Origin of the sequence: Pseudomonas sp. HMSC066A08, from assembly GCF_001813025.1 — a bacterium.
Lineage (GTDB): Bacteria > Pseudomonadota > Gammaproteobacteria > Pseudomonadales > Pseudomonadaceae > Pseudomonas > Pseudomonas aeruginosa.
Genome location: NZ_KV811305.1, coordinates 283,023 through 298,489, shown reverse-complemented (window position 1 = coordinate 298,489; position 15,467 = coordinate 283,023). Strand labels below are relative to the sequence as shown.

The 15,467-nt window shown below is 69.2% G+C and carries 14 protein-coding genes, 2 pseudogenes and 2 riboswitches; of the genes and pseudogenes, 8 read left to right on the top strand and 8 right to left on the bottom strand.

The window, feature by feature from the left end:
- Window positions 1-33: 33 nt before the first annotated feature.
- Entirely contained in the window at window positions 34-603 is a 570-nt protein-coding gene (gene mntP, locus HMPREF2886_RS17630; protein ID WP_070747957.1) for a manganese efflux pump MntP, read from the bottom strand.
- A 9-nt stretch (window positions 604-612) separates the two neighbouring features.
- Window positions 613-778: riboswitch (yybP-ykoY riboswitch) on the bottom strand.
- A 150-nt stretch (window positions 779-928) separates the two neighbouring features.
- A riboswitch (cobalamin riboswitch) is annotated at window positions 929-1,134 on the top strand.
- A 98-nt stretch (window positions 1,135-1,232) separates the two neighbouring features.
- Here mntP and HMPREF2886_RS17625 point away from each other — a divergent pair.
- The 4 genes from HMPREF2886_RS17625 to HMPREF2886_RS17610 are packed head-to-tail and all read left to right on the top strand — an operon-like array spanning window position 1,233 to window position 6,217.
- A complete protein-coding gene (locus tag HMPREF2886_RS17625) occupies window positions 1,233-3,395 on the top strand; it encodes a TonB-dependent receptor (protein ID WP_070747955.1) in 2,163 nt (720 codons plus the stop codon).
- A 52-nt stretch (window positions 3,396-3,447) separates the two neighbouring features.
- Complete coding sequence (locus HMPREF2886_RS17620; RefSeq protein WP_033970374.1) at window positions 3,448-4,221, top strand: ABC transporter ATP-binding protein; 774 nt, start codon at window positions 3,448-3,450, stop codon at window positions 4,219-4,221.
- On the top strand, window positions 4,218-5,189 hold the full coding sequence (locus HMPREF2886_RS17615; protein WP_070747953.1) for an ABC transporter substrate-binding protein: 972 nt from the start codon (window positions 4,218-4,220) through the stop codon (window positions 5,187-5,189). The genes HMPREF2886_RS17620 and HMPREF2886_RS17615 overlap by 4 nt, the downstream gene beginning before the upstream one ends.
- Window positions 5,186-6,217: a FecCD family ABC transporter permease gene (locus HMPREF2886_RS17610; protein WP_039027674.1), complete on the top strand. Its 1,032-nt coding sequence runs from the start codon at window positions 5,186-5,188 to the stop codon at window positions 6,215-6,217. Before HMPREF2886_RS17615 ends, HMPREF2886_RS17610 begins: the two co-directional genes overlap by 4 nt.
- Here HMPREF2886_RS17610 and HMPREF2886_RS17605 read toward each other — a convergent pair whose 3' ends face one another.
- The 3 genes from HMPREF2886_RS17605 to HMPREF2886_RS17595 all read right to left on the bottom strand — a co-directional run bounded on the left by HMPREF2886_RS17605 (window position 6,218) and on the right by HMPREF2886_RS17595 (window position 8,685).
- On the bottom strand, window positions 6,218-7,084 hold the full coding sequence (locus tag HMPREF2886_RS17605) for an MBL fold metallo-hydrolase (protein WP_070747951.1): 867 nt from the start codon (window positions 7,082-7,084) through the stop codon (window positions 6,218-6,220). It abuts the gene before it with no gap.
- A gap of 119 nt (window positions 7,085-7,203) precedes the next feature.
- Window positions 7,204-7,797 carry a LysE family translocator gene (locus HMPREF2886_RS17600; RefSeq protein WP_033970378.1) on the bottom strand — a complete coding sequence of 198 codons (594 nt, stop codon included), beginning with the start codon at window positions 7,795-7,797 and terminating at the stop codon, window positions 7,204-7,206.
- A gap of 51 nt (window positions 7,798-7,848) precedes the next feature.
- Window positions 7,849-8,685, bottom strand: coding sequence for an AraC family transcriptional regulator (locus tag HMPREF2886_RS17595; protein ID WP_033976001.1), 837 nt, complete (start codon window positions 8,683-8,685; stop codon window positions 7,849-7,851).
- A gap of 210 nt (window positions 8,686-8,895) precedes the next feature.
- On the opposite strand from HMPREF2886_RS17595, the gene HMPREF2886_RS17590 reads away from it, so the two are divergent.
- On the top strand, window positions 8,896-9,669 hold the full coding sequence (locus HMPREF2886_RS17590) for an SDR family oxidoreductase (protein ID WP_042164443.1): 774 nt from the start codon (window positions 8,896-8,898) through the stop codon (window positions 9,667-9,669).
- Window positions 9,670-9,720: 51 nt separating this feature from the next.
- On the top strand, window positions 9,721-9,978 hold the full coding sequence (locus HMPREF2886_RS17585) for a hypothetical protein (protein ID WP_003101434.1): 258 nt from the start codon (window positions 9,721-9,723) through the stop codon (window positions 9,976-9,978).
- A gap of 11 nt (window positions 9,979-9,989) precedes the next feature.
- On the opposite strand, the gene HMPREF2886_RS17580 is transcribed toward HMPREF2886_RS17585, so the two are convergent.
- Together HMPREF2886_RS17580 and HMPREF2886_RS35030 are read right to left on the bottom strand one after the other, a co-directional pair.
- Window positions 9,990-11,627, bottom strand: a complete 1,638-nt coding sequence (locus tag HMPREF2886_RS17580) for a methyl-accepting chemotaxis protein (protein WP_033975998.1) — start codon at window positions 11,625-11,627, stop codon at window positions 9,990-9,992.
- A gap of 84 nt (window positions 11,628-11,711) precedes the next feature.
- Window positions 11,712-11,786, bottom strand: a pseudogene (locus HMPREF2886_RS35030) (hypothetical protein); the annotation flags it as partial.
- 23 nt (window positions 11,787-11,809) lie between these two features.
- Between HMPREF2886_RS35030 and HMPREF2886_RS35025 the strand changes: the two are divergent.
- Window positions 11,810-11,881: pseudogene (locus HMPREF2886_RS35025) on the top strand (hypothetical protein); the annotation flags it as partial.
- A gap of 74 nt (window positions 11,882-11,955) precedes the next feature.
- On the opposite strand, the gene HMPREF2886_RS17575 reads toward HMPREF2886_RS35025, so the two are convergent.
- Window positions 11,956-12,333, bottom strand: a complete 378-nt coding sequence (locus tag HMPREF2886_RS17575; RefSeq protein WP_237730540.1) for a GNAT family N-acetyltransferase — start codon at window positions 12,331-12,333, stop codon at window positions 11,956-11,958.
- A 109-nt stretch (window positions 12,334-12,442) separates the two neighbouring features.
- On the opposite strand from HMPREF2886_RS17575, the gene HMPREF2886_RS17570 reads away from it, so the two are divergent.
- Window positions 12,443-13,774 (top strand): esterase/lipase family protein, encoded by a 1,332-nt coding sequence (locus HMPREF2886_RS17570; protein ID WP_070747949.1) that lies wholly within the window; start codon window positions 12,443-12,445, stop codon window positions 13,772-13,774.
- Window positions 13,775-13,826: 52 nt separating this feature from the next.
- Here the strand turns inward: HMPREF2886_RS17570 and HMPREF2886_RS17565 are convergent, their stop codons facing one another.
- The gene (locus tag HMPREF2886_RS17565; RefSeq protein WP_058018330.1) at window positions 13,827-15,335 is read right to left on the bottom strand and encodes a PA2928 family protein; all 1,509 of its coding nucleotides are present in this window, start codon (window positions 15,333-15,335) and stop codon (window positions 13,827-13,829) included.
- Window positions 15,336-15,467 lie beyond the last annotated feature (132 nt).

The window sequence follows — 15,467 nt, the reverse complement described above, 5'->3', positions numbered from 1 at the left end:
CGCGACCTGTCCCGCCTCCGTCTCCGGCGCCGCTCACGCCGCGCCGAGATGCTCGTAGAGAATGGTCGCGCCGACCAGGATCAGCACCAGCCCGCCGACCATCTCCGCGCGCTTGCCGGTCACCGCGCCGAGCGCCCGGCCGAGCATGGTGCCGAGGGTGACCATGGTCGTGGTGGCCAGGCCGATGGCACCGGCGGCGAGGAAGATATTGACGTCGACGAAAGCCAGGCCGACGCCCACCGCCAGCGCGTCGATGCTGGTCGCCAGCGCCGTCACCGCGAGAATCCAGAACGAATGCTGGCCGGGCTTTTCCTGTTCCGTCGCATGATCCGCGCGCAGGCCGTTGTGGATCATGTGCAGGCCGAGCAGCACCAGCAGGACGAAGGCGATCCAGTGGTCCCAGTCGGCGACGAACTGGCTGGCGGCCTGGCCAAGCAGCCAGCCGACCAGAGGGGTGATCGCCTCGATCACGCCGAAGATTATCCCGGTGCGCAGCGCCTCCGACAGGCGCGGCCGATCCAGGCTGGAGCCCTTGCCGATGGCTGCGGCGAAGGCATCGGTGGACATGGCGAAGGCGAGGAAGATCAGGGAAACGGGATTCACGCGGATACTCCAGCCGGGCATGAGTCAACGACATGCCCCCGCGGCCCGGCTTCGGCGCAGGAATGTCGTTGGTCTCACCAATCCGGTTGGATGCGCTGGCCATGGCAGGTTGCCAAGAATGTTGACCAGCGCGCCGTCAACGGGTGACGGCAGGCTACTCCCCAAGGAAGGCCGGCAGCATAGCAGGCCGGCGTGAAGAAAATGTGATGACCCGGGAAGCCACGCCAGGGCGCGGGGAAGAAAAATTGCACGGATGAATTGTTATATTATAACATTTTATCCAATCCAGATCGTTCAAGGCTTGACTGGAAACGGTGCGGATGTTCCCATCCGGCCCGTTCCAGGTGCCTCCTGCCGCCGCGCAGGAGGTGAAACGGGAAGCCGGTGCGTCACTTCGGTGATCAGTCCGGCGCTGCCCCCGCAACGGTAAGCGAGCGAAATCCTCTTCAGGCCACTGTGCTCCGGCATGGGAAGGCGAGGATTTCACGACCCTCGCAAGCCCGGAGACCGGCCTGCAACGCCCTGTTGGCACACCCGCGGTGGGCGGGAGCGAGCCGGTTGTTCGAGGCGCTGTCGCGCCTGCGATTTCCTGCGCGTTCCGTCCTGCCCGGTCATGAGATGGAACGCCCATGCCCCGCTTCAGCCGTTTGCGCACCGAGCCTTTCGCCCTCGGCCTCTCCACCAGCCTGCTGCTGGTGCCGCCTGCCTTCGCCGAAACCGAAGAAGCCGCCCTTGCCCTGCCCAGCCAGTTGGTCAGCGTTCGCCAGGACCCCGCCGAACTCGACCACATCGACCTCGCCACTCCGGTCGGCGCCGGTTCGCGCCTGGGCCTCAGCGCCCTGGACACCCCGGCGAGCACCAGCAGCATCAGCGGCGAGGAAGTTCGCCGACGCAACAACCCCAGCGTCCAGGCCGCCGTTACCCGCAGCCCCGGTATCAGCTTCATCGGCACCCCAGGAGATGGCGGTACCGGCCTCTCGGCGCGCGGCTTCAGCGGCCATGCGTCGGTGATGCAACTGTTCGACGGCACGCGCCTGTACACCGGCATGGGCACGGTGAACTTCCCCAGCGATCCGTGGATGGTCGAGCGCATCGACGTGATCCGTGGCCCGGCCTCGGTGCTGTACGGCGAAGGCGCCACCGGCGCGGTGATCAACGTAGTGCCGAAGAAGCCTTTCGCCGGCGAGATTCGCAACCACCTGCACCTCGGCTACGGTTCCTACGACAACCGCCAGTTGGCCCTGGACAGCGGCGGCTCGCTGACCGACAGCCTCAGCTACCGGCTCAACCTGAACCAGCAGCAGAGCCACGGCTGGATCGACCGTGGCGACTCGCGCAACCTGGGCATCAGCGCGGCGCTGCGCTGGCAGGCCAGCGACGATCTGGCCTTCACCCTCGCCCACGACTATGGCGACCAGGAGCCGATGAACGACTTCGGCACCCCGCTGGTCGGCGGCAAGTACCACAAGCGCCTGCGCGAGAAGAACTACAACGTGCGCAACGACGTGCAGCGCTACAACGACCAGTGGACCCGCCTGACCAGCGACTGGAGCCTTTCCGACAACGTCACCGCGAGCAACCAGCTGTACTACATCAAGGCCCGCCGCCACTGGCGCAACGCCGAAACCTACGAATGGGACGTCCCGCGCGAAGAGCTGTTGCGCAGGGACTACCTGCGCATCAGCCACGAGCAGGAGCAGATCGGCGACCGCCAGACCTTCGCCTTCCAGCACGCCCTGTTCGGCCTCGACAGCCGCACCCTGGTCGGCGCCGAGTACAACCGCATCCGCTTCCGCCTGACCAACAACTCACCATACGAGGACGTTGTCGACGGCGGCGAAAGCATCGACCCCTGGCATCCCGCGCCCGGCTATTTCGAAAGCCGCTCGCCCTACCGGCCGCACTCGCGCAGCCAGACCCGCACCTTCGCCCTGTTCGCCGAGAACCGCCTGCAACTCAACGAGCGCCTGTCGCTGGTGACCGGGGTGCGCCGCGACCAGAACCATATCGACCGCGACGACCTGCGCGCCGGCACCCGCAGCGACCGCAGCCTGCGGGGCGGCAACTGGCGCGCCGGGCTGGTCTTCGCGCTGACCCCGGAACTGTCGCTGTACGGCCAGTACTCCACCAGCGAGGACGGTGTGAGCAACCTGATCACCCTCAACGCGGCCCAGCAGCAGATGGACCTGACCCACTCGAAGCAGACCGAGGTCGGCCTCAAGCAGCTGTTCCCGGACGGTCGCGGCGAATGGACCCTGGCCGCCTACCATATCGTCAAGAAGAAGCTGCTCAGCGCCAACCCGCTGCCGCCGCACGACGCGCAGCAGGTCGGCCAGCAGAGTTCGGACGGCCTGGAGGCCAGCCTGGAACTGAACCTGGCCCAGGACTGGCGGCTGTCGGCGAACGCCGCGCTGGTGCGTGCCGAATACGACGACTTCGACGAATCGATCGCCGGGCAGACCTACTCGCGCAACGGCAACCGCCCCAGGAACGTGCCACGGCGCACCGCCAACCTCTGGCTGGACAAATCCTTCGCCGATACCCTGCGCGTCGGCGCCGGGCTGCGCTACGTCGACCGGCGCTACGCCGACGCCGCCAACCAGGCCAGCCTGCCCGGCTACACGGTGGTCGACGCCAACCTGGGCTGGCGGGTACGGCCGGACCTGACCCTCGGCCTTGAGCTGTACAACCTGTTCGACCGCCAATACGCCCTGGCTGACAACAACAACGGCCAGCAATGGATCATGGGCCAGCCGCGCTCGTTCAACGTCACCGCCGACTTCAGTTTCTGAAGCCGGCGCCGCGGCAATCGTCTCTGTTGAACCACCGGACCTGCGAGTAGCCATGTCGTCCCTTCACCTCGATGCCCTGCACTGGTCGCCCGACGCCTCCACCGAGCTGCTGCGCGGCGTGCACCTGGAAGTCCCGGCCGGCAGTTTCGTCGGCCTGATCGGCCCCAACGGCAGCGGCAAGACCAGCCTGCTGCGCTGCGCCTTCCGCTATGCGCGACCGCAGCGCGGTCGGGTGGTGCTCGACGGCGACGACCTCTGGCGCCAGCCGCCGCGCTGGGCCGCACGGCGTATCGCGGTGGTGTTGCAGGAATTCCCCGAGGACTTCGGCCTCGCCGTCGAGGACGTGGTCGCCATGGGCCGCACGCCGCACAAGGGCCTGTTCGACGGCCACGGCGCGGACGACCGCCAGCGGGTCCGCCAGGCGCTGCTCCAGGTCGGTCTCGAAGGGCGTGCAGCGAGCCCCTTCGCCAGCCTCTCCGGTGGCGAGAAGCAGCGTGCCCTGCTGGCTCGCGCGCTGGTCCAGGAGCCGCGCCTGCTGATCCTCGACGAACCGACCAACCACCTCGACCCGCGCTACCAGCTGGAGCTTCTGCGCCTGCTGCGCGGCCTCGGCCTGAGCACCCTGGCGAGCTTCCACGACCTCAACCTGGCGGCGGCCTTCTGCGACCGCCTCTACGTGCTCGACGGCGGCCGCATCGTCGCCCAGGGTACGCCGGCCGAGGTGCTCGACGCCGATCTGTTATTGCGGGTGTTCGGCGTCCGCGCCCTGGTCGACCGCCACCCCCTCGCCGACCACCCACGCCTGACCTGGATTACCCAAGCATGAAGCACCCGATCCTGCACCACCTGCTGCTCGGCGCCCTGCTCGCCTGCGCCGATGCCGCGCTGGCCGAGCGCTACCCGCTCAGCGTGCGCAGCTGCGAGCGCGAGGTGACGTTCGAGCGCGCGCCGTCGCGCGCGGTCAGCCACGACATCAACCTCACCGAGATGATGGTCGCCCTCGGCCTGCAGACGCGCATGGTCGGCTATACCGGCATCAGCGGCTGGTGGAAGAATGCCGATCCCGGACTGATCGCCGCGCTCAAGCCGCTGCCCGAGCTGGTGGCGCGCTACCCCACGGCGGAAACCCTGCTCGATGTCGACGCCGACTTCTTCTTCGCCGGCTGGGGCTACGGTATGCGCGTCGGCGGCGACCTCACTCCGGCCAGCCTGGAGCCGCTGGGGGTGAAGGTCTACGAGCTGAGCGAATCCTGCGCACAGATCGCCGCGCCGCGCCGCGCCAGCCTCGACGAGCTGTACCGCGACCTGCGCAACCTGGGACGGATCTTCGACGTCGAATCGCGCGCCGAGCGCCTGGTCGCCAGTCTCCAGGCACGCATCGAGCGCGCCCGCGCCGGCATCCCGGCGAACGCCGAGGCGCCGCGGGTGTTCCTCTACGACAGCGGCGAGGACCGCCCCTTCACCTCTGGCCGCCTGGGCATGCCGCAGGCGCTGATCGAGGCCGCCGGCGGTCGCAGCGTGACCGACGACGTGGCGGCCAGTTGGACCCAGGTCAACTGGGAAAGCGTGGTCGCCCGCGATCCGCAGGTCATCGTCATCGTCGACTACGGCGAGACCAGCGCCGCGCAGAAACAGCGCTTCCTCGAAGAGAACCCGGCGCTGCGCAGCCTGACCGCGATCCGCGAGCGACGCTTCATCGTCCTGCCCTATAACCAGGCCACGCCGGGCATCGGCAACGTCGCGGCGATAGAAACCCTGGTCGCCGGCCTCCACCCTCGGGCGCCACGTCCATGACCCTGTTCCGCAGCCCCCGCGCCTATTGCCTGCTGCTGGGCGGCCTGGTCATGTTGCTCGGCCTGTCCTGCGTGGTCGCCCTCGGCTTCGGTCCGGCGCGACTCGACAGCGGCCTGGTCGGCCGCATCGTCCTCCAGCGCCTGTTCGGCGTGGCGGCGGAGCCCGGCGCCTGGAGCGCCGGCCAGGAGCACATCGTCTGGCTGATCCGCGCCCCGCGGGTACTGCTCGGCGCCTGCGTCGGCGCCGGCCTGGCGCTGGTGGGAGCGGCGCTGCAGGCGGTCACGCGTAATCCGCTGGCCGATCCGCACCTGCTCGGCGCCACCTCCGGCGCGACCCTCGGCGCGGTGTTGGTGGTGCTCTACATCGGCGAGGTAATCGGCCTGCTGACCCTGCCGCTGGCGGCCTTCCTCGGCGCCCTCGGCAGCATGCTGCTGGTGCTCGGCGTGGCCAGCCGCGGCGGCCGCCTGGGCAGCGACCGGCTGCTGCTGGCGGGGGTCGCGGTGTCCTTCGTGCTCCTGGCGCTGGCCAACCTGCTGCTGTTCCTCGGCGACCACCGCGCCGCCTCCTCGGTGCTGTTCTGGATGCTCGGCGGCCTCGGCCTGGCGCGCTGGTCGTTGATCTGGCTGCCGGCGCTGTGCGTGGCCGGCGGCCTGCTGGTGCTGCTCGGGCTGGGCCGTGCGCTGAACGCGCTGATGGCCGGCGAACAGACCGCCGTGACCCTCGGCCTGGACGCCCGCCGCGTACGCCTGTGGGTCTTCGTCTGCTGCTCGCTGCTGACCGGCGTGCTGGTCTCGGTGAGCGGCGCCATCGGCTTCGTCGGTCTCATGCTGCCGCACGCCGCGCGCCTGCTGGTGGGTGCCGAGCACCGCCGACTGCTGCCGGTGTGCGCCCTGCTCGGCGCGCTGTTCCTGGTCTGGATGGATGTCGCCGCGCGCACCCTGATCGCCCCCCAGGATCTGCCCATCGGCATCGCCACCGCGGCCATCGGAGGGCTGTTCTTCATTCTCCTGCTGCGTCGCCGCAACTGATCAGAACAGATCCAGCGGGATCTTCAGGTAGCGCACCCCGTTGCCTTCCACCGGCGGCAGGTTGCCGCCGCGCATGTTGACCTGGATCGCCGGCAGCATCAGGGTCGGCATGCCGAGGGTGGCATCGCGCTGCTGGCGCATGGCGACGAACGCCTCCTCGGCGACGCCTTCGCGGACGTGCACGTTGTGCCGACGCTGCTCGCCGACGCTGGTTTCGCAGCGGTGCTCGTCGCGGCCGGGAGCCGTGTAGTCGTGGCACATGAACAGGCGGGTCGCGTCGGGTAGTGCGAACAGGCGCTGGATCGAGCGATAAAGCTGGCGCGCGTCGCCGCCGGGGAAATCGCAGCGGGCGGTGCCGTAGTCGGGCATGAACAGGGTATCGCCGACGAAGGCACTGTCGCCGACCAGGTAGGTCATGCACGCCGGGGTATGCCCCGGGGTATGCAGCGCGCGGCATTCCAGGGCACCGATGCGGAACGACTCGCCGTCCTCGAACAGGTGCTCGAACTGGCGGCCGTCCACCGGGAAAGCCTCGCCGAGGTTGAACAGGCCGGAGAATTTCGCCTGCACCTGGGTGATTCGCGCGCCGATGGCCAGGCGCCCGCCCAGTTCGCGCTGCAGGAAGATGGCCGCCGACAGGTGGTCGGCGTGCACGTGGGTCTCCAGCAGCCACTCCACCTGCAGGTCGTGCTGGCGAACGTGGGCGATCAGGCGTTCGGCGCTGGCATGGCTGGTACGCCCGGCGGCCGGGTCGTAGTCCAGCACCGGGTCGACGATGGCGCAGGCGCGGCTGGACGGGTCGCGCACCACATAGCTGTAAGTGGAGGTGGCCGGGTCGAAGAAGGCGGTGATATCGGGTTTCAGCATGGGGGTTCCTTGCGCGGCGTGCTGACGGCGGCCGCGCCATGGCTACGGATCGTCCCACCATAGCCAACCCGGGCCTCGCGTACCAACCCACAGGTTTGTCAGGAAGCTACCGGACCGCCTCAGAGCAGCAGGGCGGCCCAGGCCGATGCCAGCAACAACAGCGCCATGCCCTGGTTGAAGCGCTTCATCAGCGACGGCGAGCGCAGCAGCCGCGCGCTGCCGACGCCGAGCAAGGCCCAACTGGCCAGGCACGGCAACGAAACCAGGAAGAACAGCAATGCCAGCAGGCCGATCCGCCCGGCCTGTCCGGCCCCCTCCCCGGCGAACAGCGCCAGCGCGGCCAGGGCCATCATCCAGGCCTTGGGATTGACCAGTTGCAACGCCGCGCCGCCGAACACGCCGAGGCGCCGCGGCGGCTCCGTGCCGTCGATGCCGCCAGCGCTGCGGAACAGGCTCCAGGCCAGGTAGCTGAGCCAGCCGACGCCGAGCCAGGCGAGCCCCTGCTGGAGCAGCGGGTGGCGTCGCAGCAGCTCGCCCAGGCCGAGCCCGAGCAGCAGGATCAGCGCCGCCACCGCCGCGCAGGCGCCGAGTACGATCGGCCAGGTGGCAGCCAGGCCGTGGCGCTGGCTGTTGCTCAGGACCAGGATGTTGGTCGGTCCGGGGGTGATCGAGGCAACGACGGCGAACAGCAGGAAAGGAACGAGGGATTGCATGGACAGGCTCCTGTGGCGGGGGAAGCCTTCATCCTGGCGGCGCGCCGGGCCTCAGTCTGGAAGCTGGGTGCACTGCCTGCGGTAGGCCGCCGGGGTCATCCCGTAGGCGCGCCGGAACCAGCGGCCGAGATGGCTCTGGTCGGCGAAGCCGAGGGCGCCGGCGAGGTCCGCCGGTTGTCCGCCGACAGCGAGCATCTGCCGCGCCTTGGCCAGGCGCAGCTGGACCAGGTAGGCGTAGGGCGGCAAGCCGTAGGCGGCCTTGAATGCACGGTTCAGGCGGAAGCGGTCGGTGCCGCAGGCACTGGCCAGTTCGTCCAGGCCGATGTCCTGGTAGAAGTGCGCGTGCAGGTAGTCGCGGGCTTTCTGCGCCACCAGCGGCAGGCGCGGATCGAACGGCTTCGCCTCGCGCCAGCCGAGGTGCACGCGCAGCCGCTCCAGCACCAGCTCCAGGGCGGTCTGCCGCAGCAGCCGCAGCTCGCGGCCATGCAGGACGCGGAAGGCCTGGGCGATAGCCAGGGTCAGGCGCGGGTCTTCGGTGAGGTTGGCGTGGAAGCCGGGGTCACGGTCGCTGGGCGCGTCGTCGAAGGTCGCCCGCAGTTCGCGCCGCAGCCAGTCAGGTTGCAGGTACAGCATCGAGTAGGTGAAGCCGCCGGCGATCGGCGCGCGGCCGTCGTGGATCTCTCCCGGTTCGACCAGGAATACCTGGCCGGCGGTGCTGTCGTGTCGGCGTCGGCGACAGTTGAATTGCTGCACGCCGATCTCGGTGTAGCCGATCAGGTAGCTGTCGTGCCAGTGCGGATCGTAGGCGTGGCCCTCGAAATGGGCGCGCAGGGTCTCGATCCCGGTCTCGGCGTCGCGGGCCAGGTCGATCCAGTCTCGGCTGCCCATCGTGCGTCAGGTCTTCCCACTCGTTGGTTTCGTCGCCGCGACTATAACGCGCCCGCCCCGGGGTTCTAGAAGATTCGTGCAGTTGGCTGCGCTCCTCCGGAGGCGGGAATTGATCGGCGTTTCTGGACAATCTATCCAGGTCGCCGCGATTACTCCGCAAGGCCGCCCTCCCTAGACTGGGTTCTCCACTCACCGCAGGAGAACCACCCCATGGTCGACCACTCCATCCAAGGCAAGACCGTCCTCATCACCGGCGGCGCCAAGAACCTGGGCGGGCTGATCGCCCGTGATCTCGCCGCCCACGGAGCGAAGGCGATCGCCATCCACTACAACAGCGCCGCGAGCAAGGCCGATGCCGACGCCACCGTCGCCGCGCTGCAGACAGCCGGAGCCAAGGCGGTAGCGCTGCAGGGCGATCTCACCAGCGCCGCGGCCATGGAAAAGCTGTTCGCCGACGCCATCGCCGCGGTGGGCAAGCCGGACATCGCCATCAACACCGTTGGCAAGGTGCTGAAGAAACCCATCACCGAGATCAGCGAGACCGAATACGACGAGATGAGCGCGGTCAATTCCAAGTCTGCGTTCTTCTTCCTGCGCGAAGCCGGCAAGCACGTCAACGACAACGGCAAGATCTGCACCCTGGTGACCTCCCTGCTCGGCGCCTATACCCCGTACTACGCCGCCTACGCCGGCACCAAGGCGCCGGTGGAACACTTCACCCGCGCCGCCTCCAAGGAATTCGGCGCGCGCGGCATCTCGGTCACCGCGGTCGGCCCGGGCCCCATGGACACGCCGTTCTTCTATCCCGCCGAGGGCGCCGACGCGGTGGCCTACCACAAGACCGCAGCGGCGCTGTCGCCCTTCTCCAGGACCGGCCTGACCGACATCGAAGACGTGGTGCCGTTCATCCGCCACCTGGTCAGCGAAGGCTGGTGGATCACCGGCCAGACCATCCTCATCAACGGCGGCTACACCACCAAGTGACCCAGGTGCCGGTCGCCGCCACGGCGACCGGCACCTGCCCGGGAAATCTCCATGCACGTGACCCTGGTAATCGCCGGCGGCATCGTCCTGCTCGGCCTGTTCCTGCTCTTCGGCAAACTCTGGGATGCCGGGCCGGCGCTCGCTGCCGGCCTGTTCCTGCCGACCTGGCTGGCCGTCGCGCTGGTCAACCTGTGGGTCGGCGTCCAGCACGCCGGCTATGGCTTGCGCGAAGAACTGCCGATCCTGCTGCTGGTCTTCCTGGTCCCGGCGGCCCTGGCCGGCGTGGCGATCTGGCTGGCGCCGCGCTAGGCGGCGGCGCTTCAGACGCGGAAACGCCCGACCAGCCGCGCCAGTTCCGAGGACAGCTCGGACAGCCGACGACTGGCCCCGGTACCCTGCTCCGAATGTTCCGCCGCCTGGGCGGAAAGCTCGCGCACCTCGCTGATGTTGCGGGCGATTTCGTCGATCACCCGGCTCTGCTCCTCGCAGGCCGAGGCGATTTGCGCGGCGAGGTCGTTGATCCGCCCCACCGCGTCGCCGGTGGCGGCCAGCACACCGTCGACCCCGGCGGCGCGCTCGACGCTGTCGCGCGCCTTGAGACTGCCCGACTGCATGGCCCGCACGGCGTTCTGCACCCCGGCCTGGAGGCGCTCGATGCGCGCCTGGATGTCCTTGGTCGAATCCTGGGTGCGCGCCGCCAGCGCCCGTACCTCGTCGGCCACCACGGCGAAACCGCGACCCTGCTCGCCAGCCCGAGCGGCTTCGATGGCGGCGTTGAGGGCAAGCAGGTTGGTCTGTTCGGCGATGCCCTTGATCACCGTCAGCACCGCGTCGATGCTGGCGGTTTCCTGGGCCAGTTGCTGGATGCTCTCGGAACTGCTCTCCACTTCCTGCGCCAACTGGCGGATCACCTCGATGGTCGCTTCCACCACGTTGGCGCCCTCGCGCGCCTGCCGGCGAGCGTCATGGGCCACCTGCGCGGCGCTCTGGGCGTTGCGCGCCACTTCGTGGACGGCGCTGCTCATCTGCGTCGCGGCGGTGCTGACCTGGTCCACCGACGCGTGCTCGCTGTTGATCAGACGATCGTTGGCGGCGGTCATGCCGGCCAGCGAACCGGCGGAATCGGCGACCTCGCCGGTGACCCGGCCGACCTCGCGGATCAGCGGCTGCAACTTGTCGAGGAAGGCGTTGAAGGCGCTGCCGAGGCGGCCGGGTTCGTCGCGCGAAGTGACCTCCAGGCGCACGCGCAGGTCGCCATCGCCGTTGGCGATCTCTTCCAGGCGTTGCAACAGGCGCTGCAACGGACGGGTCACCAGGCCGGGGAACATCAGCACCAGCGACAGGCAGACCAGCAGGCCGAACGCCACCAGCGCCACCTGCTGCCAGCGGTGGCGCTCGCCCAGCGCGGAGGATGCCTCGCCGTCGGCGGCCGCGGCCGCCTCTTCCATTTCGTCGAGCTGGTTGATCACCTCGCGCATCGCCCCGAACTGGCGATCGCTGTCACCGTAGCTGAGCTGCGCCGCGGCGCTCGGATCGCTGGCCGCCAGGCTCAGCACCCGCGCCGAGGTCGCGCTCCAGAGGGCATAGCCGCGCTCGAACTCGGCGACCTTGGCCAGTTCCGCCTCGCCCGGCTGCATCGCCGCGTACTGGCGCACCCGATCCAGGGCCTGCTGCAGGTTTTCCGCGTGATCGTTCCTCAGGCCGGCGATCTGCTCGGCGCTCAGGTGACCCTCGAGCAGGCTGCGCTCGGCGACGAAGGCCTGGTAGAGATCGCGGTCGGCGTTGAGCAGCAGGGCGATGCCGGGGAGAAAACGCTTGCCCAGGCGCTGGTTGGATTCGTTCAGCTGGGCGATGCCATGCACGCCGAGCGCGCCCACCAGCAGCAGAAGCACCGCCAGCAAGAGGATAGGCAGGGCGATTTTCCTGCGGAACGACAGGTTAGCGAACCATTGCAGCATGCCGGCATCCTCGCTCGTGGCTTTCCAGGCTATCGGTCGCAGCACGACCGATCTTGAGCGACCGTACGTCCGTGCCAGTAGGAATCAGACTAGCAGGCGCAGGGTTTCGAACAGGCGCCGGTCATCCTTCTTCGCCGAACGGGCGCGGCGCCGGATTGCTGAGGGCGCCGCCGCGCCGGGTAACGCCGGACCAGGTGTTCGGCGCGCCGCGCAGCGAGCGCCTGCGCCAGTTCCTCGCCGGCAACCTGACATGAGCCCGAGGCTCAGCGCGACGGCGCGAGAAAACGCACGAAGACCAGCTCCGGATCGCCTTCGTCGAGGTTGTCGATCATCCCGCTCGGCTGGAACCCTCGCGCTCCAGCAGGCGCCGCATCGGCAGGTTGGAGCGGTTGCAGGAAGTGAACAGGCGGTCGCCGCGACAGTCGTCCCGCGCCTGCCGCAGCAACGCGCTGGCGATGCCGCGCCGGCGGCAGTCGGGCGCGACCATCAGCAGGGAAACGAAGTCGCGGCCGAAGAAGCTCCGCTCCAGCACCGCGTAACCGAGCAGCCGCCCGTCCTCCTCCGCCACGCGGCACTGCTCCTGGGCGAGCCGCTCGACCAGAAAGCCACGGCGCCCGGCCTGCTCGCGGGCGATCGGGTCGATGGCCAACAACCCGGCGAAGTCGGCCGGGCGGCCCGTACGGATGGAAAGCGCTGACGACGACATGCGACCTCCGGATGGCGACCGCCGCATCCTAGACGTTTTCACAGGTCAGGGCACGTCGCCGCGGTGCATGATCTATAGTCGCCCGGATCAGCCCCAGAGGATGCCGGACATGCCCCGTTCGATCGTCATCGTCCACGGCTGGAGCGACGATTCGAAGTCGTTCCGCCGCCTCGCCGAACAGTTGGAAGCCTGGTTCGGCAGCGCGCCGACGCAGATCCGCCTCGCCGACTGGATCTCCCTGCAGGACGACGTCACCTACGCCGACCTCGCCGCCGCCCTGGATCGCGCCTGGACCGCCCAGGGACTGTCGCGGGCGCCGCGCACGGTTGACGTGGTGGTGCACAGCACCGGCGCCCTGGTGCTGCGCGACTGGCTGACCCGCCATTTCGACCCCGCCAGCGCGCCGGTCAAGCGCTTCCTGATGCTCGCCCCGGCCAACTTCGGCTCGCCGCTGGCGCACAAGGGACGCTCCTTCATCGGTCGCGTGCTGAAAGGCTGGAACCGCTTCGTCGGGCAGACCGGCACCCAGGTGCTGAAGGGACTGGAACTGGGCTCGCCGTACTCCTGGCAACTCGCCGAGCGCGACCTGTTCGGCGCCGAGGCCTGGTACGGCGCCGGCCGCCTGCTCGCCACGGTGCTGGTGGGCAATGTCGGCTACAACGGCGTCGAAGCCATCGCCAACGAGGCCGGCGGCGACGGCACGGTGCGGATCGCCACGGCGAACCTCAACGCCTGCCGCCTGAGCCTCGAACTGGATGTCCGCCAGCGCGCCAGGCCCGGCTGGCGCCTGGAAGAATCGCGCGGCGAGATCGCCTTCGCCATCGTCGATGGCGAGAACCACGCCAGCGTGGCGCTGAAGGACCGCGGGCCGAAGAACCCGCATACCCTGGAGCTGATCCGCGCCGCGCTGGAGGTCGAGGACGCCGATTACCGGAGCAGCGGCGCAAGCTTCCCCTGGCAGCGCCGCATCGATCAGCTCGACCCCGGCATCGAGCGCCGCTCGCCGCGCTACCTGAACCTGGTCAGCCATATCTGCGACGACCTCGACCAGGAGGTGCGCGACTACTTCATCCAGTTCTTTCGCAAGCTGAACAGCGACCGGCGTTTCGAACAGCGCTTCTACGAGCAGGTCATCACCGACGTCCATCCCTACGAGGACAACCCCGCCTACCGCTCGCTGTACCTGTCGATCGAGTCCCTCGACGACCTGCTCGCCGGCTTCGCCGTGGACACCCTGTCGCTCAGCGTTTCGGCCCAGCCGCCGTTCGATCCGCCGCGCCAGCCGGTCGGCTATACCGCAGTGGGCCCCGGCGACAGCGAAGGCCTGGCAATTCCGCTGGCGCAAGTGCCGCGCTTCCTCGCAGCCCACCGCACCCTGCTGCTGCGCATCCGCCTGACGCGCCTGGTGGACAGTGACGTATTCGTCTTCAGGAACCCCTGAGTCGGCGCCCGGCCCTCGCCGCTGGGCAGCCACCCAGGCCGGGCGCAGGCGATCACGGTTGGCCTTCGGGCCACTCGACCCGCTGCAATGGCGCGCCGCCGCGCCCGAGGCGATGGACGATGCCGCTGCCCCGGCGCAGATCGACCCGCAGCAACCGCCCGCCTTCCTCTCCACGGCCGCTGAGAAGCAGGTTGTGGGCATCCAGGCGGAACAGCCGTTCCGGACGCTCGATGGGCAGCCCCAGGGTCCAGAGCAAGCTGCCATCGGCGGAAACCGAGCTGAGCAGCAGCTCGCTACGCTCGGCCAGGCTGCGCCGGTGCAGCACCAGCCAGTTGCCGTCGACTCGCCAGGGCCGGCGCGCCAACCTGGAATCGCCGCCCGGCAGCGCCGAGGCATAGCGACGGTACAACGCCTCCTCGCGCGTCTGCTCGTCGCGCCGGCGACGGTACTCGGCATCCGCCGCCGCCTCCAGGTCGGCGACCCGCTCCCGCCAGGCATCGTGCGCGGCGATCCAGCGTCGCCGTTCCTGGCGGTAGGCGTCGCGCGCCGCGAGGAACGCACGGGTACTGGGAAAACGCTCCACGCGCTCGTCGAACTCTTCCGGCGGCTGCGGCTCGGGCGGCAGCGACGGACGCTGGCGCTGCCGCTCGGACGGTCGCTCGAGCAGCCGCTGCGGCTCTTCGGCAGCGGCTGGATCGGGCAGCAGGCCAGCCTGCAGGAAGGCCGCGTCGAGCAGCGGACGCAGTCGGTTCTCCGCCGGCGACCGCCAATCCAGGGTGCCCAGTGACAGGCGCTGGCGTCGCGCCCGTTGGTTCGCTGCCGGCAGCGCCTCGCCACGCTCCAGCGCGCGGGCTTCGTGATCGCTGGCGAGGATCAGCAGGCGTCCGTCGGGCAGGCGCGTCAGGCCCGGCGCCTGCCAGTCGATCCCGGCATTCGCCGGCGGCATCGGGTCGCCGTGGAAATACCGCGCGGCATCGACTTCCGGAGCTTCGCGCAGGGCCAGGCTGTCGCCGTCGAGGAACCAGACGCGACCGTCCAGGGCGAGCATCAGCAATCCGCCCCGGCCTTCGTCGTAGCGATAGGCGTCCTTCCCCCAGGGCGCCGACTTCAACGGCAGGCCGCCAGTGCGCTGCTCCAGATCGTCGAACGCCAGCGCAGGGGCGGCGTCGCGCCGGTCGAGTACGTAGAGTTCGTTGCGCAGGAAGAACAGGTAGCGCGACGACTGGCCCAGCAGTTCGCCGGAGCCCCAGTCGTCGCCGCGCTCGTTGTCGGCATCCAGGCGCGTGCTCCAGCGCAGGCTGCCGTCCTCCAGGTCGACCACCTGGGCATAGCTGCGGCTGCTGCCGTGTACCACGCCGTTGTCCACTTCGTTGGCGCGATAGTCGTCGAGGGTGAACGCCAGGTAGGAATGGCCCTGTTCCTCGAAGACCAGTTGCGGCCCGCTGAACCCGGCCTCGTCGTACTGGCCGAGAACGAAATGGATGGCCACCGGCAAACCGACCAGCAGGCCCACGCCGAGTACCGCCCAGAGTACGGCGAAAAGCATCGCTCCCTTCTTCATGCAACTCCCGTGCGTCCCGCGATCCTGGGACCGTCGCCCACAGGCAACGGCATGAACGGCACATTCTAGGGAGCCGCCGGCCTCGCTTCAAAGGCGGCAAGCGGCCATCAGTGCCCCATGCTCACGGGCTTT

Bases quoted from the DNA above. Each gene is read 5' to 3' on its own strand.
- HMPREF2886_RS17575 (WP_237730540.1), bottom strand. From the start codon at position 12,333: ATGTCGTCGTCAGCGCTTTCCATCCGTACGGGCCGCCCGGCCGACTTC.
- HMPREF2886_RS17580 (WP_033975998.1), bottom strand. From the start codon at position 11,627: ATGCTGCAATGGTTCGCTAACCTGTCGTTCCGCAGGAAAATCGCCCTG.
- HMPREF2886_RS17620 (WP_033970374.1), top strand. From the start codon at position 3,448: ATGTCGTCCCTTCACCTCGATGCCCTGCACTGGTCGCCCGACGCCTCC.
- HMPREF2886_RS17565 (WP_058018330.1), bottom strand. From the start codon at position 15,335: ATGAAGAAGGGAGCGATGCTTTTCGCCGTACTCTGGGCGGTACTCGGC.
- HMPREF2886_RS17600 (WP_033970378.1), bottom strand. From the start codon at position 7,797: ATGCAATCCCTCGTTCCTTTCCTGCTGTTCGCCGTCGTTGCCTCGATC.
- HMPREF2886_RS17610 (WP_039027674.1), top strand. From the start codon at position 5,186: ATGACCCTGTTCCGCAGCCCCCGCGCCTATTGCCTGCTGCTGGGCGGC.
- HMPREF2886_RS17595 (WP_033976001.1), bottom strand. From the start codon at position 8,685: ATGGGCAGCCGAGACTGGATCGACCTGGCCCGCGACGCCGAGACCGGG.
- HMPREF2886_RS17615 (WP_070747953.1), top strand. From the start codon at position 4,218: ATGAAGCACCCGATCCTGCACCACCTGCTGCTCGGCGCCCTGCTCGCC.
- HMPREF2886_RS17590 (WP_042164443.1), top strand. From the start codon at position 8,896: ATGGTCGACCACTCCATCCAAGGCAAGACCGTCCTCATCACCGGCGGC.
- HMPREF2886_RS17605 (WP_070747951.1), bottom strand. From the start codon at position 7,084: ATGCTGAAACCCGATATCACCGCCTTCTTCGACCCGGCCACCTCCACT.
- HMPREF2886_RS17625 (WP_070747955.1), top strand. From the start codon at position 1,233: ATGCCCCGCTTCAGCCGTTTGCGCACCGAGCCTTTCGCCCTCGGCCTC.
- HMPREF2886_RS17585 (WP_003101434.1), top strand. From the start codon at position 9,721: ATGCACGTGACCCTGGTAATCGCCGGCGGCATCGTCCTGCTCGGCCTG.
- HMPREF2886_RS17570 (WP_070747949.1), top strand. From the start codon at position 12,443: ATGCCCCGTTCGATCGTCATCGTCCACGGCTGGAGCGACGATTCGAAG.